Annotated in this window: 15 protein-coding genes; 14 read left to right on the top strand and 1 reads right to left on the bottom strand. The window is 65.1% G+C overall.

Features of this window, described 5'->3' with window-relative positions; genetic code table 11:
• Window positions 1–30 precede the first annotated feature (30 nt).
• The 12 genes from pyrH to lpxB all read left to right on the top strand — a co-directional run bounded on the left by pyrH (window position 31) and on the right by lpxB (window position 11,624).
• Window positions 31–762, top strand: a complete 732-nt coding sequence (pyrH, locus tag GR316_RS03700) for a UMP kinase (RefSeq protein ID WP_211784700.1) — start codon at window positions 31–33, stop codon at window positions 760–762.
• 68 nt (window positions 763–830) lie between these two features.
• On the top strand, window positions 831–1,394 hold the full coding sequence (frr, locus tag GR316_RS03695) for a ribosome recycling factor (protein WP_211784699.1): 564 nt from the start codon (window positions 831–833) through the stop codon (window positions 1,392–1,394).
• A gap of 73 nt (window positions 1,395–1,467) precedes the next feature.
• Window positions 1,468–2,145: a polyprenyl diphosphate synthase gene (gene uppS / locus GR316_RS03690; protein WP_211785095.1), complete on the top strand. Its 678-nt coding sequence runs from the start codon at window positions 1,468–1,470 to the stop codon at window positions 2,143–2,145.
• The gene (locus GR316_RS03685) at window positions 2,142–2,942 is read left to right on the top strand and encodes a phosphatidate cytidylyltransferase (RefSeq protein WP_211784698.1); all 801 of its coding nucleotides are present in this window, start codon (window positions 2,142–2,144) and stop codon (window positions 2,940–2,942) included. The genes uppS and GR316_RS03685 overlap by 4 nt, the downstream gene beginning before the upstream one ends.
• A 3-nt stretch (window positions 2,943–2,945) precedes the next feature.
• Complete coding sequence (gene dxr, locus GR316_RS03680; RefSeq protein ID WP_211784697.1) at window positions 2,946–4,118, top strand: 1-deoxy-D-xylulose-5-phosphate reductoisomerase; 1,173 nt, start codon at window positions 2,946–2,948, stop codon at window positions 4,116–4,118.
• A 1-nt stretch (window position 4,119) separates the two neighbouring features.
• Window positions 4,120–5,457: an RIP metalloprotease RseP gene (gene rseP, locus GR316_RS03675; RefSeq protein ID WP_211784696.1), complete on the top strand. Its 1,338-nt coding sequence runs from the start codon at window positions 4,120–4,122 to the stop codon at window positions 5,455–5,457.
• Between the two features lie 75 nt (window positions 5,458–5,532).
• The gene (gene bamA, locus GR316_RS03670) at window positions 5,533–7,842 is read left to right on the top strand and encodes an outer membrane protein assembly factor BamA (RefSeq protein WP_211784695.1); all 2,310 of its coding nucleotides are present in this window, start codon (window positions 5,533–5,535) and stop codon (window positions 7,840–7,842) included.
• Window positions 7,842–8,402 carry an OmpH/Skp family outer membrane protein gene (locus tag GR316_RS03665; RefSeq protein WP_211784694.1) on the top strand — a complete coding sequence of 187 codons (561 nt, stop codon included), beginning with the start codon at window positions 7,842–7,844 and terminating at the stop codon, window positions 8,400–8,402. Before bamA ends, GR316_RS03665 begins: the two co-directional genes overlap by 1 nt.
• Before the next feature lie 59 nt (window positions 8,403–8,461).
• Window positions 8,462–8,923 carry a 3-hydroxyacyl-ACP dehydratase FabZ gene (gene fabZ / locus GR316_RS03660; protein WP_211784693.1) on the top strand — a complete coding sequence of 154 codons (462 nt, stop codon included), beginning with the start codon at window positions 8,462–8,464 and terminating at the stop codon, window positions 8,921–8,923.
• Between the two features lie 3 nt (window positions 8,924–8,926).
• Window positions 8,927–9,706, top strand: coding sequence for an acyl-ACP--UDP-N-acetylglucosamine O-acyltransferase (gene lpxA / locus GR316_RS03655; protein WP_211784692.1), 780 nt, complete (start codon window positions 8,927–8,929; stop codon window positions 9,704–9,706).
• The gene (locus tag GR316_RS03650) at window positions 9,703–10,491 is read left to right on the top strand and encodes an LpxI family protein (protein WP_211784691.1); all 789 of its coding nucleotides are present in this window, start codon (window positions 9,703–9,705) and stop codon (window positions 10,489–10,491) included. The genes lpxA and GR316_RS03650 overlap by 4 nt, the downstream gene beginning before the upstream one ends.
• Window positions 10,488–11,624, top strand: a complete 1,137-nt coding sequence (gene lpxB, locus GR316_RS03645; protein ID WP_211784690.1) for a lipid-A-disaccharide synthase — start codon at window positions 10,488–10,490, stop codon at window positions 11,622–11,624. The genes GR316_RS03650 and lpxB overlap by 4 nt, the downstream gene beginning before the upstream one ends.
• On the opposite strand, the gene mnmA is transcribed toward lpxB, so the two are convergent.
• The gene (mnmA, locus tag GR316_RS03640) at window positions 11,618–12,754 is read right to left on the bottom strand and encodes a tRNA 2-thiouridine(34) synthase MnmA (protein ID WP_211784689.1); all 1,137 of its coding nucleotides are present in this window, start codon (window positions 12,752–12,754) and stop codon (window positions 11,618–11,620) included. The genes lpxB and mnmA overlap by 7 nt on opposite strands.
• Window positions 12,755–12,873: 119 nt before the next feature.
• Between mnmA and sciP the strand changes: the two genes are divergently transcribed.
• Complete coding sequence (sciP, locus tag GR316_RS03635) at window positions 12,874–13,146, top strand: CtrA inhibitor SciP (RefSeq protein WP_211784688.1); 273 nt, start codon at window positions 12,874–12,876, stop codon at window positions 13,144–13,146.
• Window positions 13,147–13,242: 96 nt separating this feature from the next.
• Window positions 13,243–13,938 carry a response regulator transcription factor CtrA gene (gene ctrA / locus GR316_RS03630; RefSeq protein WP_211784687.1) on the top strand — a complete coding sequence of 232 codons (696 nt, stop codon included), beginning with the start codon at window positions 13,243–13,245 and terminating at the stop codon, window positions 13,936–13,938.
• The last annotated feature ends 69 nt before the right edge of the window (window positions 13,939–14,007 follow it).

Here is a 14,007-nt window from a genome sequence, read left to right as displayed (position 1 = left end):
TTCACGGCAAGTCAAACACGAAAGCCCGCCATGATTGATCAATCTCCGTCTCCCGTTGCCTATAAGCGCGTCATGCTGAAGATTTCGGGCGAGGCGTTGATGGGCGATCAGGGCTTCGGCCTCAATCCGCCCACCGTCGCGCGCATCGCGCAAGAGGTGAAATCGGTCCATGATCTCGGGGTCGAGATCTGCATGGTGATCGGCGGGGGCAACATCTTCCGCGGCCTCCAAGGCTCGGCGCAGGGGATGGAACGGACGACCGCCGACTACATGGGCATGCTCGCCACGGTGATGAACGCGCTGGCGATGCAGGCGGCGCTGGAGGCGCTGTCCATCCACACCCGCGTCATCAGCGCCATTCCGATGGATCAGGTCTGCGAGCCCTATATCCGCCGCCGCGCCGTCCGCCATCTGGAGAAGAAGCGCGTCTGCATCTTCGCCGCCGGAACGGGCAACCCCTATTTCACGACCGACACCGCCGCGACGCTGCGCGCGAACGAGATGGCCTGTCAGGCGATCTTCAAGGGCACCAAGGTCGATGGGGTCTATGACAAGGACCCGGCCAAGTTCGCCGATGCCCGCCGGTACGACAAGGTCAGCTATGACGAGGTGCTGCAAAAGCATCTCGGCGTCATGGACGCATCCGCCATCGCGCTGGCGCGGGACAACCACCTGCCAATCATCGTCTTCTCGTTGGATGAACCGGGCGGATTCTGTGGTATCCTGCGCGGCGAGGGTACCTATACCCACGTGCATGGCTGAGACTATACCATCCGGTAGGGGCCTGATAAGGACACGCCGGACGCTTCGTTTTACGGGAAGGAAGAATGATGTCTGACGATCTGGAGATCGATCTCGACGCGATCGAGCGGCGCATGGACGGCGCTCTGGCTGCCCTGCGGGTGGAGTTTGCCTCCTTGCGGACGGGCCGGGCCTCGGGTTCGATCCTCGACGCGATCCAGGTCGAAGCCTATGGCCAGTCGACGCCGATCAACCAGCTAGGCACGGTCAACGTCCCCGAGCCGCGGATGGTCGTCATCAACGTCTGGGACAAGGGCATGATTTCCAAGGTGGAAAAGGCGATCCGCGAAAGCGGTATCGGCATCAACCCCGTGGTGGACGGCCCGCTGATCCGCCTTCCGATCCCGGAACTGAACGAAGAACGCCGCCGCGAACTGACCAAGGTCGCGGCCGGGTATTCCGAACATGCGCGCGTCGCGATCCGCAACGTGCGCCGCGACGGCATGGACCAGATCAAGAAAGCCAAGGCCGCCGGCATGTCCGAGGACGACCAGAAGATGTGGGCGGACGAGGTGCAGGCGCTGACCGACAAGGCCATCGCGAACGTGGACAAGGCGCTGGAACAGAAACAGCAGGAGATCATGCAGGTCTGACGGCCTGTCTGATCGTGGGAGGGCTTTCGTGGCCGGCAAGCATCAGGACGGGGCGCGCCATGTCGCCATCATCATGGATGGCAATGGCCGCTGGGCCACGAACCGCAGCTGGCCCCGGCTGGTCGGTCACCGCAAGGGGGCCGAACGTGTGAAGCAGATCGTCCGCTGCGCCCCCGATCTGGGGATCGAGTGGCTGACGATCTACGCGTTCTCGACCGAGAACTGGAAACGCTCGACCGAGGAAGTCCTTGGTCTGATGGGTATTTTCGCGCGCTATATCGAGCGGGAGGCCGACCGCCTTGCCGCCGAGGGCGTGCGCATGCGCTTCATCGGCAATCGCGGTCGGCTGGATGGCAAGTTGCAGGGCCTGATGCGCGGCATCGAGGAGCGGACCGCTCACCTGTCGCGCCTGAACCTGACCGTGGCGATCAATTACGGCGGCCGGGACGAGATCCTGCGCGCGGTCCGCCAGTTGACGCGCGACGCGGCCGAAGGGCGGCTTGCGCCCGACGCGCTGGATGAGGCGGGGCTTTCGGCCGCGCTCGACACCGGCGGCATTCCCGACCCGGACCTCGTGATCCGCACCTCCGGCGAGACGCGGACCTCGAACTTCCTGCCGTGGCAATGCGCCTATTCGGAATACGAATTCACGCCGACGCTCTGGCCCGATTTCACGCCGGACGAATTGGCGCGCATCGTGGAGCGGTTCGGCAATCGCGATCGCCGTTTCGGCGGTGTTCGGCACGCATGAAACCCGCGAAGAAACACGGACGTTGGGGCGATCTTCCCAAGCGGATGCTTTCGGCCGCGATCATGCTGCTCGTCGGCGTAGTCGAGGTGTGGATGGGCGGCGTGACCTTCGCGTGGCTCGTCATCCTGCTTACGGGGCTGATGACGTGGGAACTTGCGCGGATGCAGAACCCGCGCGCTACATGGGTGCCCATCGGCCTTGGGCTGCTGGCGGCGGTGACGCTGCTGGCGATCCTGCAGACGCCGGTTGCGGTGCGGGTGGTCCTGCTGTTCGTGCCGTCCGTCGCGGCGGCGCTGCTGTCGCGGCATCACAAGGTGGCGGCGGTCTATACCTTCGCCATCCTGATTTCCGGCTACACTCTGATCGATCTTCGATCCGAGGCGGGGACGGCCGTCATCGTCTGGCTGATCGCGCTGGTCGTGGTGTCGGATGTGATGGGCTATTTCGTCGGGCGCAGCCTTGGCGGGCCGAAATTCTGGCCGCGCGTCAGCCCGAACAAGACATGGTCGGGCACGATCGGCGGCTGGGTTGGTGCGGCGGTGATCGGTGCGATCTTCGTTGTCGCGCAGAACGAGCCGTGGCAGCTGATCCTGCTGTCGCCCGTCGTCGCCTTTGCGGGCCAGCTTGGTGACATCGCCGAAAGCTGGATCAAGCGCCGGGCCGGGATCAAGGACAGCTCCAGCCTCATCCCCGGGCATGGCGGCGTGCTGGACCGGTTCGACGCGCTGATCGGGGCGGTCGTGGCGATCATGCTTCTCAGCCTCCTGTTTCCCTTGCCCATTCCGGACAGCCTCTGATCCATGCGCAGCATTTCGATTTTCGGGGCCACCGGCTCCATCGGCGAAAGTACGTTCGACCTGATCCGCCGTCAGGGCGGGGCCGAGCGGTTCCGCACCGTCGCGCTGACCGGCGGGCGCAACGTCGCCCGGCTGGCCGAAATGGCGCGCGAGTTGCGGGCCGAGATTGCCGTCACCGCCCATGAGGAATGCCTGCCGGTCCTGCGCGACGCGCTTGCCGGGAGCGATGTGGCCGTCGCCGCCGGTTCGAAGGCCATCGCCGAGGCAGCCGATCGCCCGGCCGATTGGGTCATGTCGGCGATCGTCGGGGCGGCGGGCCTTCTTCCGGGGCTGACGGCGCTGCGCCATGGCGGCACTCTGGCACTTGCGAACAAGGAAAGCCTCGTCGCGGCAGGTCCGCTGCTGATGCAGACCGCGCGCGACGCCGGGGCGACCATCGTTCCCGTGGACAGCGAACATTCCGCCGTCTTTCAGGCGCTCCTCGGCGAGGATCCGGCCTGCGTGGAGCGGATCATCATCACCGCCTCGGGCGGGCCGTTCCGCGATTGGTCGGAAGAGCGGATCGCCGCGGCCACCTTGAACGAGGCGGTGGCCCATCCGAACTGGTCCATGGGGCAGCGGATCTCCATCGACAGCGCCTCCATGTTCAACAAGGCGCTGGAACTGATCGAAACGCGCGAGTTCTTCGACATCGATCCCGCGCGGATCGAGGTTCTGGTCCATCCGCAATCCATCGTCCATGCGCTGGTCGGGTTCTGCGACGGCGGCATAATGGCGCATCTCGGCCCGCCCGACATGCGCCACGCCATCGGTTTCGCGCTGCACTGGCCGGGTCGCGGTTCGGTTCCGGTGGAGCGCCTGAACCTCGCGAAGATTGCGAACCTTTCGTTCCAAGCGCCTGACGAACAACGCTTTCCGGCGCTTCGCCTTGCGCGCGGCGTGATGGAGGCTCGGGGTCTTTTCGGTGCGGCCTTCAACGCTGCCAAGGAGATCGCGCTCGATCACTTCATCGCGGGGACGATTGCCTTCCCCCGCATGGCCGTCATCGTAGAGGAAACGTTGACGCGGATGGCGGGGCGCAATGCGCTCGCCCGTCCTGCGTCCTCGCTGGACGATGTGATGGAGGCCGATGCCGAGGCGCGCCGCAGGGCGGCCGAGGTGGCCAAGGAGGGCTGACATGGATCTGGCTGGTCTGCTGCCGCAGTTCGGAGGGGTACTCTGGACGCTCGCGGCGTTTGTCGTCGCGCTATCCATCATCGTGACGATCCACGAATACGGTCATTACATCGTCGGTCGCCTGTGCGGGATCGAGGCGGATGTGTTCTCGCTCGGGTTCGGGCCGGTGATCGCATCGCGGGTGGATCGGCGCGGCACACGCTGGCAGATCGCGGCGCTGCCCATGGGCGGATATGTGCGGTTCAAGGGCGATGCGGACGCGGCCTCGGGGCCGGGAACGGCGGACCTTACCGCGCTGCCAGAGGCCGAACGGCGGCGCACGCTGCACGGTGCCCCGCTCTGGGCGCGGACGGCGACGGTGGCGGCGGGGCCGATCTTCAACTTCGTGTCGGCCATCGCGATCTTCTTCGCCTTCACCCTTTGGTCCGGCATCGCCATCGACGAGCCCATCGTGGCGCGGGTTCAGGATCTGCCGGGAACGGAGCAGACGCTTCAGCCGGGCGATCGCATCCTCTCCCTGAACGGACAGGACACGCCGGACCTTACGGCCTTTGCCGAGGTTGCACAGGATCTGCCGCCGGTCCCCACCGTTCCCTATGTAGTGGAACGTGCAGGCGCCGATCTGCGCTTCGACGGTCCGTTCCCGTTCCCGGCTGCCGTCACCTCGGTCGCGCCGGGGTCGGCCGCCTCGGACGCCGGGGTGAAAGCGGGGGATGTGATCACCGCATTCGACGGCCGTCCCGTCTGGTCCTTCAACGAACTTCGCGACAGCATCGGCCAAGGCGATGGCAGCCCCGTGACGCTGACGCTGTGGCGCGACGGAACGGAGCAAGAGCTGGAACTGACCCCGCGCCGTCAGGACATCCCGCTCCCCTCCGGCGGGTTCGAGACGCGCTGGCTGATCGGGCTGTCGGGCGGCCTCGTCTTCACGCCCGAAACGCGCACCCCCGGCCCGGTGGAGGCGCTTTCGGTCTCGGTCTCGCAGCTCGGGACGATCATCACCACCAGCCTGTCCGGCCTATGGCACATGATCACGGGGTCCATCTCCACCTGCAACCTGCAGGGGCCGATCGGCATCGCCGAAAGCTCCGGCGCGGCGGCATCGGCGGGCGCGCAGAGCTTCATCTGGTTCATCGCGATCCTGTCGGTCGCGGTGGGGATGATGAACCTCTTCCCGATCCCGGCGCTGGATGGTGGGCACCTCGTCTTCTATGCCGTGGAGGCGGTGCTGCGCCGTCCGCCGTCGCCCCGCGTGCTGCAGGTGCTGATGACGGCGGGCGTGGCTGCGATCCTGTCGCTGATGGTCTTTGCGCTGACCAACGACATTTTCTGCCCCTGATCCACGCGGTGCTTTTGACAACCGCCCCGGTTGTCGATAGTCACAACCCAAAGAAACCAAATTGGGGCAGTGGGAATGGGACGCACAAAGGGTCGTGCAGGCGGGATCGGGCTGCGCCCTGCGGTCTTCTCTGTCGTTCTGGGGCTGTCGGCGATGCCGGCCATCGCGCAGAACTTCAACTTCTCCAACGTGGTGGTGGAAGGGAACACGCAGGTCGACGATCCGACGATCCTGTCCTTCGCCGGTATCAGCCGCGGGCAATCGCTCAGCGGGGGGGAACTGAACGACGCCTATCAGCGCATCATGGATTCCGGCCTGTTCCAGTCCGTGGAAATGACGCCCCAAGGCAACACGCTGCGCATCACGGTCGAGGAATTCCCGATCGTGAACACCATCGCCTTCGAGGGGAACTCGATCATCGGCGATGAGCGGCTGGCAACGCTGGTGAAATCGCAGACGCGGCGCGTCTTCTCGCCGACGCAGGCCGAGGCCGATGCCGCCGCCATCACGCTGGCCTATTCGCAATCGGGCCGCACCGCCGCCACGGTGGAGCCGCAGATCATCCGCCGCTCCGCCAATTCGGTCGATCTGGTGTTCACCATCACCGAAGGCCGCGTCGCCGAGATCGAACGCATCGCCTTTGCCGGAAACCGCACCTATTCGGACCGCCGTCTGCGGCAGGTTCTGGAAACCCGTCAGGCGGGCATCCTGCGCCGGCTGATCCGCGCGGACACGTTCATCCCCGAACGTACGCAGGTGGACCGCCAGATGCTGCGCGATTTCTATCTGTCGCGCGGTTTCGCGGATGTGCAGATCGGCCAGCCGTCGGCGGAACTGACGCGCGATCGCGGTTCGTATTTCCTGACCTTCAACATTCAGGAAGGCCAGCGCTACCGTTTCGGCAATGTCTCGGTCGTGTCCGAGGTGCCGGGGATCGACCTGTCCGACTTCCAAGATCAGCTTTGGATCAAACGGGGTAGCTATTACTCGCCGTCCTCGGTCGATAACGTGACGACGCGGATGGAGAATGTCGGCGTTCAGCAGGGGCTGAACTTCATCCGGGTGGAGCCGCGCGTGACGCGCAACGTGCAGAACGGCACGCTGGATGTGCAATTCGCGCTGGTCCGCGGCCCCCGCATCTTCGTCGAGCGCATCGACATCGAGGGCAACACCACCACGCAGGACCGGGTGATCCGTCGCCAGTTCCGCACGGTCGAAGGCGACCCCTTCAACCCGCGCGAGATCCGTCAGGCCGCCGAACGCATCCGTGCTCTCGGCTTCTTCTCGGATGCGCAGGTCGAAAGCCAGCAGGGCAGCTCGCCCGATCAGGTCGTCGTCAACGTCGATGTCGAAGAACAGCCGACCGGCTCGCTGTCCTTCGGGGTGGCTTATGGCGCGGTGTCGGGGGTCGGTTTCAACATCGGCTTCTCGGAATCGAACTTCCTCGGTCGCGGGCAGTCGCTGGGCGTCAATATCGGGACGGGCAGCGACAGCGTCAGCTCGACGATCAGCTTCTCGGAACCGGCCTTCCTAGGGCGGGATCTGAAATTCGGCCTGTCGGCCAACTACACCACGACCGACAGCGAGAACTCCGACTACGACACCAAGAGCATCGGCATCAGCCCCTCGCTGACCTTCCCGGTCGGCGATTACAGCCGGTTGGAACTGCGCTACAACATCTCCGAAGCGGATATCTCGGATGTGGAGGACGACTCCTCGGAGATCCTTCAGCGAGAAGAGGATCTGGGCGATCAGATCACCAGCTCGGTCGGGTACAGCTTCAGCTACGACACGCGGACGAACGGCATCAACCCGCTGGGCGGCGTTCTGCTGCGCTTTGGGCAGGACTTCGCGGGCCTCGGCGGCGACGTGGACTACGTTAAGACGAGCATGACCGCCGTGGCCGAGCGCCGGGTCTGGAACGAGGATCTGACGCTGCGCGCCGTGTTCGAAGGCGGGGCGCTGACCATGCTGAACGACGATGTCAGCACCGTGCCGAACCGTTACTTCGGCAACTCCATCCGCGGCTTCGATCCGAACGGGATCGGCCCGCGCGACCTGACGGCCGAGAACGAAGACGCCCTCGGCGGCAACTACTTCGCCGTGGCGCGCCTCGAATCCGAGTTCCCGCTGGGCCTTCCGGCCGAATACGGGATCACGGGCGGTCTATTCATGGATGCGGGCAGCGTCTGGGGTCTGGACGACAATGTCGGCACCGATGGGGTGGAGGTCGATGACAGCATGAACCTGCGCTCGTCCGTCGGCTTCTCGGTCTTCTGGTCGACGCCGATCGGGCCGCTGCGCCTGAACTTCACCAAGGCGTTGAAGAAAGAAGACTACGACGAAGAGCGCAACTTCGATCTGACGATCAATACGCGCTTCTGATGTGGAAGGCTCTGGCCCTGATCTGCGCATTCCTGCCCGGCGGTCTTGCCGCGCAGGAGGCGGCGACCCCGCCGCCGCGCAGCAGCGCCATCCTGACCATCGTGCCCGACCGCCTGTTCGAGGAAACGCAAGCCGGTAAGACGGCCGCCGCGCGGTTCGAACAACGCTCGCGCGATCTGCTGACCGAAAACCGCGGCATCGAGGCCGACCTGACCGCCGAAGAGCAGGAACTGACCGAGCGGCGCGCCACGACGGCGCCGCAGGATTTCCATGTGCTGAGCGAGGCGTTCGACAAGAAGGTCGAGAAGATCCGCGAAGAGCAGGACGCCAAATCCCGCGCCCTGACGCGGCTGCGCGATGCCGACCGCAAGGCTTTCTTCCAAGCGGCCATTCCCGTCCTTGCGAACCTGATGGAAGAGGAGGGCGCGCTTGCCATCCTCGACCGTGGCAGCGTGTTCCTGTCCTTCGATCTGATCGACGTGACGGACCGGGCCATCGCACAGATCGACACGCAGCTGGGCGACGGCGCATCCATCTATGACGATACCCCGGCACCCTGACGTCTTGTCCACAGACGGCGCAGTTGATACCCATCCTCGGAAGCTCTGAAGGAGACAGAATGACCGACGCCGTTCCCGTCGAAGCCGACATCCAGCTGATCCAGCGGATCCTTCCGCATCGCTATCCGTTTCTGCTCGTGGACAAGGTCCGTGACATCGACCCGATGAAATCGGCGGTCGGGATCAAGAACGTCACCTTCAACGAACCGCAATTCACCGGGCACTTCCCCGGCGCGCCGATCTTCCCCGGTGTGCAGATCGTCGAGGCGATGGCCCAGACGGCGGCGGTCATGGTCGGCGTGTCCATGAACCTCGCGGACAAGAACATGCTCGTGTATTTCATGGGCATCGACAGCTGCAAGTTCCGGCGCAAGGTCGTTCCGGGTGATCAGCTGATGATGACTGTGACGACGAAGCGCGGCGGCGGCAAGGTGTGGAAATTCTCCGCCCGGGCCGAGGTCGACGGCGAACTGGCGGCTGAAGCCGAATTCAGCGCCATGATGGACTTTCCGAAAGGCTGACCCATGGCGATTCATCCCGCGGCAATCGTGGACCCAAAGGCGGTGCTTGGCGCCGGGTGCGAAGTCGGCCCCTTTGCCGTCATCGGCCCGGAGGTGACGCTGGGCGACAATGTGGTGATCAAGAGCCACGCGGTCGTCACCGGCTGGACCGAGATCGGCGACGAGACGGTGGTCTTTCCCTTCGCCGTCGTCGGCGAGGTGCCGCAGGATCTGAAGTTCCGAGGGGAGAGGACGCGCCTCGTCATCGGCAAGCGCAACCGCATCCGCGAAGGTGCGACGCTGAACCTCGGGACCGAGGGCGGCGGCGGCGTCACGCGGATCGGCGACGATTGCCTGCTGATGACCGGCAGCCATGTCGGCCATGATGCGACGCTGGGTGACCGGGTGATCCTTGCGAACCAAGTCGCGGTCGCGGGGCATTGCGTGCTGGGCGATGACGTGATCGTGGGCGGGCTGTCGGGCATTCACCAATGGGTGCGCGTGGGCCGCGGTGCGATCATCGGCGCCGTCACCATGGTGACGAACGATGTGCTGCCGCATGGTCTGGTGCAGGGGCCGCGGGGCGATCTCGATGGGCTGAACCTCGTCGGGCTGAAACGCCGCGGGGTGGAGCGGTCGGAGATCACGGCCCTGCGCGCGGGCTATCAGATGCTGGCCCAAGGCGAGGGGACGTTCCTCGACCGCGCCCGCCGTCTGCATGACGAAACCGAAAGCCGCCATGTGCGCGAGATGACGGATTTCATCCTCGGCGCCACCGATCGATCCTTCCTGACGCCCAAATGACCCGTACCGCCATCATCGCCGGACAGGGCGATCTGCCGGCGGCGCTTGCCGCCCGTCTCGACGCCCCGGTCGTGGCCGCGCTGGAGGGGTTCATCCCCGAAGGTCTCGTGCCGGATGCGACGTTCCGTCTGGAGCGTTTGGCCATCCTGATGCGCAACCTTATCGCCGAGGACGTGACCCGCGTGATCTTTGCCGGGGCCGTGCGCCGCCCCGATCTCGATCCGTCCTTCTTCGATCCCGAAACCGCGCAACTCGTGCCGCGCATCCTTGCCGCGATGCAGGGCGGCGATGACGGGCTTCTGCGCGCCGTGATCGCCGTGTTCGAGGAGCGGGGATTCGAGGTTTTGGGCATCGGCGATGTCGCCCCCGATCTGGTCCCGGCCGAAGGTGTGCTGACCGGCGCGCCCACAGCCGCCGACGAGGCCGACGCCGCCCGCGCCGCCGCGATCGTTCGCGCGCTTGGCGATGTCGATGTCGGGCAGGGCGCGGTGGTGGCGGGCGGGCTCTGCCTTGCCATAGAGGCGCTTCCCGGGACGGACGCCATGCTTGACTGGGTTGCGATGACGCGGGAAGGTGAAGGCGGCGTGTTCTTCAAGGCACCGAAACCCGGGCAGGATCGACGCATCGACCTGCCGACCCTCGGACCCGCAACGATCCGCCGGGCGGCCAAGGCCGCTTTGTCCTGCATCGCATGGGAGGCTGGTGGCGTGATCCTTTTGAACCGGGAGGCCGTTCTGGCCGAGGCCGAGGCACAGGGTATCACCCTCTGGGCGAGGGCGTCGTGAAGCTGTTCCTGATCGCCGGGGAGCCGTCGGGCGACCGGCTGGGCGCTGCGCTGATGCAGGGCCTGACGACGCTGGCACCGGGGGTGGAGTTCGTCGGCGTCGGCGGCCCCCTGATGCAGGCGGAGGGGCTTCGGAGCCTGTTTCCCATGGACGAATTGTCGGTCATGGGCATTGCCGAGGTTCTGCCAAAATACCGCGCGCTGAAGCGCCGCATCCGCGAATGCGCCGATGCCGTGGCCGATCTGCGCCCGGACGCGCTGATCACCATCGATTCCCCCGATTTCAACCTGCGCGTGGCACGGCTCGTGAAAGAGTCGCGGCCCGATCTGCGCACGATCCATTATGTCGCGCCCTCGGTCTGGGCATGGCGTCCGGGGCGGGCGGCGAAGATGGCGAAGTGGATCGACCATGTCCTCGCGCTTCTTCCGTTCGAGCCGCCCTATATGACGGCGGCGGGCATGAGCTGCGATTTCGTGGGCCATCCCGTCGTGTCCGAGCATCGCGCCACCCCGGACGAGGCCCGCAAGTTCCGCGAGAATATCGGGCAGGACCCCATGATCCTCGCCCTTCCCGGATCGCGGCGGAGCGAGATCATGCGCCTTGCCCCGATCATCGGGCAGGTGCTGGAACGGGTCGTGGCGGTGCATCCCAAGGCGGGGGTGCTGCTGCCGACGCTGCCCTCGGTTTCGGACCTCGTGCATGAGGTGACGCGCGGTTGGCCCATCCAGCCCCGCATCATCGAAGAGACATCGGGCAAGCGCGTGGCGTTTCAGGCGGCGGATGTCGCGATCGCGGCCTCGGGCACCGTGTCATTGGAACTGGCGGCGAACCGGGTGCCGATGGTCATCGCCTATGACATGTCGCCGCTGACCATGTGGCTGATGCGGCGCATGGCGCTGATCGATACGGTCACGCTGGTCAATCTGGTGTCGGAAACGCGGCATGTGCCGGAGTTCTTGGGCACCGATTGCCGCCCGCACCGGATCGCGCCGGCCATCTTGCGCCTCCTCGAGGGGGGCGACGCGACCGCCGGTCAGCGCGAGGCGATGGAACTGACGATGCAGCGCCTTGGTGAAGGGGGCGAGCCGCCCGGCCTGCGGGCGGCGCGATCGGTGCTTTCGGCCCTTCAGTAACCGCGCCAGATCCAGCCGCCGCCAAAGATGCGGCTGCCTTCGTTGGCATAGAAGACGCAAGCCTGCCCGACCGAGACGCCATCTTCGGGCGACAGAAGCTCCACCTCGGCGGTGGTCGGCGACAGCGGACGGATGATCGCCGGGCGCGGCGCGCGGGTGGAGCGGACCTTGACGCTGACATGCCATTCGGGCTGCGAGTCGAACGGGGCATCGCCGAGCCAGTTGATCTCGCGCACCGGAATGATGCGGGTCGACAGCGCGTCCTTCGGGCCGACGATCACGCGGCGGTTGTCGGGATCGAGGCGGACGACATAAAGCGGCTCTCCCAATCCGCCGATCCCAAGGCCGCGCCGTTGGCCCACGGTGTAATGGATCACGCCGCGATGGGTGCCGAGGATATTGCCATCCATATCCACAATATCGCCGGGATCGGCCGCGCCGGGGCGCAGCTTTTCGATCACCGAGGCGTAATCGCCATTCGGCACGAAGCAGATATCCTGACTGTCGGGCTTATCGGCGACCGAAAGCCCGTAGCGCGCCGCAAGCGCCCGCGTTTCCGCCTTCGACGCCAGATGGCCGAGCGGGAAACGCAGGTAATCCAACTGCTCGGCCGTGGTGGAGAACAGGAAATAGCTCTGATCGCGGTTCGCATCGGCGGCCGAATGCAGTTCGGCCCCCACATCGCCCATCTTGCGCTGGATATAATGGCCCGTCGCCATGCAGTCGGCGTCCAGATCCTTGGCGGTCTGAAGCAGGTCCTTGAACTTCACCCGTTCGTTGCAGCGGATGCAGGGGACGGGCGTGGCGCCGGCCAGATAGGCATCGGCGAACTCGTCGATCACCGCCTCGCGGAAGGTGTTCTCGTAATCGAGGACGTAATGGGGAAAGCCCATCGTCTCGGCCACGCGGCGGGCGTCGTGGATATCGCGCCCGGCGCAGCAGGCGCCTTTCTTGGCCAGCGCCGCCCCATGATCATAGAGCTGCAGCGTGACGCCGACGACATCGTAGCCCTCCTCCTTCAGCTGCGCCGCGACGACGGAGCTGTCCACGCCCCCGGACATGGCCACCACGACGCGGGTCGCGGCAGGCGGTTTGGCAAAGCCGAGCGAATTGAGAGGATGGTCGAGCATAGGTGCCCCCGAATGATAAGCCCGCAAGATAGGAAAAATCGTAAGTAATCTCAACCCTGCGGGTTCACCCTCGGTTAAGCCGGCGGCGCAAGGGTGAAGCGGTTCAACGGAGCTGCCTCATGTATCTCAGGAAATCATCCGGTCCCCGCCATGTGCGCCTGCCAGACGGAAGCCTTCTGACGCGCGCGGACCTGCCGCCCGCCGACACCCGCCGCTGGGTGGCCAGCCGCAAGGCCATCGTGGTCCGTGCCGTCGCGCATGGCCTGATCACGGCGGACGATGCGATCACCATCTATTCCCTGTCCGAGGAGGAACTTCAGGGCTGGATGCGCAGCCTCAGCATTCACGGGGAGCAGGCGCTGAAAGTGACCGCTTTGCGACGCTTTCGCTGAAAGTGAAGAAGTCGATCACATTTTCTCGCTTTCCGTACACGTTCGGTTAACCATTCGATTCCATATTTTATCCATATTTTATCGACAGGGTTTCCAATGCGTATATTGCTGGTCGAGGACGATCCAATCACGTCGCGCAGTATTGAGTTGATGCTGAAGGGCGCGAATTTCAACGTGTTCTGCACCGATCTTGGTGAAGACGGAATCGACCTGGCGAAAGTCTACGAATACGACCTTATCCTGCTCGACCTGAACCTGCCGGATATGAGCGGGCATGACGTGTTGCGCCAGTTGCGGATGAACCGCGTGAACACGCCGATCCTGATCCTGTCGGGCGAGGATGATCCCGAAAGCAAGGTGCGCGGTTTCGGTTCGGGCGCAGACGATTACCTGACCAAACCTTTCCACCGCGAGGAGTTGGTGGCCCGCATCCACGCCATCATCCGCCGCTCCAAGGGCCACGCCCAGTCGTTGATCCGCACCGGCGATGTGGTGGTGAATCTCGATGCCAAGACGGTGGATGTGCATGGCCGTCAAGTGCATCTGACGGGCAAGGAATATCAGATCCTCGAACTCCTCAGCCTGCGCAAGGGCACGACGCTGACGAAGGAGATGTTCCTCAACCATCTCTATGGCGGCATGGATGAGCCGGAGTTGAAGATCATCGACGTGTTCATCTGCAAGCTGCGCAAGAAGCTGGCCGAGGCGACCGGCGGTGCCAACCATATCGAGACGGTCTGGGGCCGCGGCTACATGCTGCGCGATCCCGCGCCGCTTGCCATGGGGGCCTAGGGGCTAGACTGTCACGGGACGGCCCTCTAGATCACGGCAAAACGAGAGCCGGAGGATGCCGTGAAAGCC

Origin of the sequence: Falsirhodobacter algicola (assembly GCF_018279165.1) — a bacterium.
GTDB classification, from domain to species: domain Bacteria; phylum Pseudomonadota; class Alphaproteobacteria; order Rhodobacterales; family Rhodobacteraceae; genus Falsirhodobacter; species Falsirhodobacter algicola.
The sequence above is the reverse complement of the archived record's forward strand: the minus strand, read 5'-3'. Positions and strand labels throughout refer to the sequence as shown.

What these genes read in the sequence shown, in the direction of transcription:
- bamA (WP_211784695.1), top strand. Translation starts at nt 5,533, where the DNA reads ATGGGACGCACAAAGGGTCGTGCAGGCGGGATCGGGCTGCGCCCTGCG.
- GR316_RS03685 (WP_211784698.1), top strand. Translation starts at nt 2,142, where the DNA reads ATGAAACCCGCGAAGAAACACGGACGTTGGGGCGATCTTCCCAAGCGG.
- uppS (WP_211785095.1), top strand. Translation starts at nt 1,468, where the DNA reads ATGGATGGCAATGGCCGCTGGGCCACGAACCGCAGCTGGCCCCGGCTG.
- GR316_RS03650 (WP_211784691.1), top strand. Translation starts at nt 9,703, where the DNA reads ATGACCCGTACCGCCATCATCGCCGGACAGGGCGATCTGCCGGCGGCG.
- ctrA (WP_211784687.1), top strand. Translation starts at nt 13,243, where the DNA reads ATGCGTATATTGCTGGTCGAGGACGATCCAATCACGTCGCGCAGTATT.
- pyrH (WP_211784700.1), top strand. Translation starts at nt 31, where the DNA reads ATGATTGATCAATCTCCGTCTCCCGTTGCCTATAAGCGCGTCATGCTG.
- mnmA (WP_211784689.1), bottom strand. Translation starts at nt 12,754, where the DNA reads ATGCTCGACCATCCTCTCAATTCGCTCGGCTTTGCCAAACCGCCTGCC.
- lpxA (WP_211784692.1), top strand. Translation starts at nt 8,927, where the DNA reads ATGGCGATTCATCCCGCGGCAATCGTGGACCCAAAGGCGGTGCTTGGC.
- dxr (WP_211784697.1), top strand. Translation starts at nt 2,946, where the DNA reads ATGCGCAGCATTTCGATTTTCGGGGCCACCGGCTCCATCGGCGAAAGT.
- GR316_RS03665 (WP_211784694.1), top strand. Translation starts at nt 7,842, where the DNA reads ATGTGGAAGGCTCTGGCCCTGATCTGCGCATTCCTGCCCGGCGGTCTT.
- rseP (WP_211784696.1), top strand. Translation starts at nt 4,120, where the DNA reads ATGGATCTGGCTGGTCTGCTGCCGCAGTTCGGAGGGGTACTCTGGACG.
- fabZ (WP_211784693.1), top strand. Translation starts at nt 8,462, where the DNA reads ATGACCGACGCCGTTCCCGTCGAAGCCGACATCCAGCTGATCCAGCGG.
- sciP (WP_211784688.1), top strand. Translation starts at nt 12,874, where the DNA reads ATGTATCTCAGGAAATCATCCGGTCCCCGCCATGTGCGCCTGCCAGAC.
- frr (WP_211784699.1), top strand. Translation starts at nt 831, where the DNA reads ATGTCTGACGATCTGGAGATCGATCTCGACGCGATCGAGCGGCGCATG.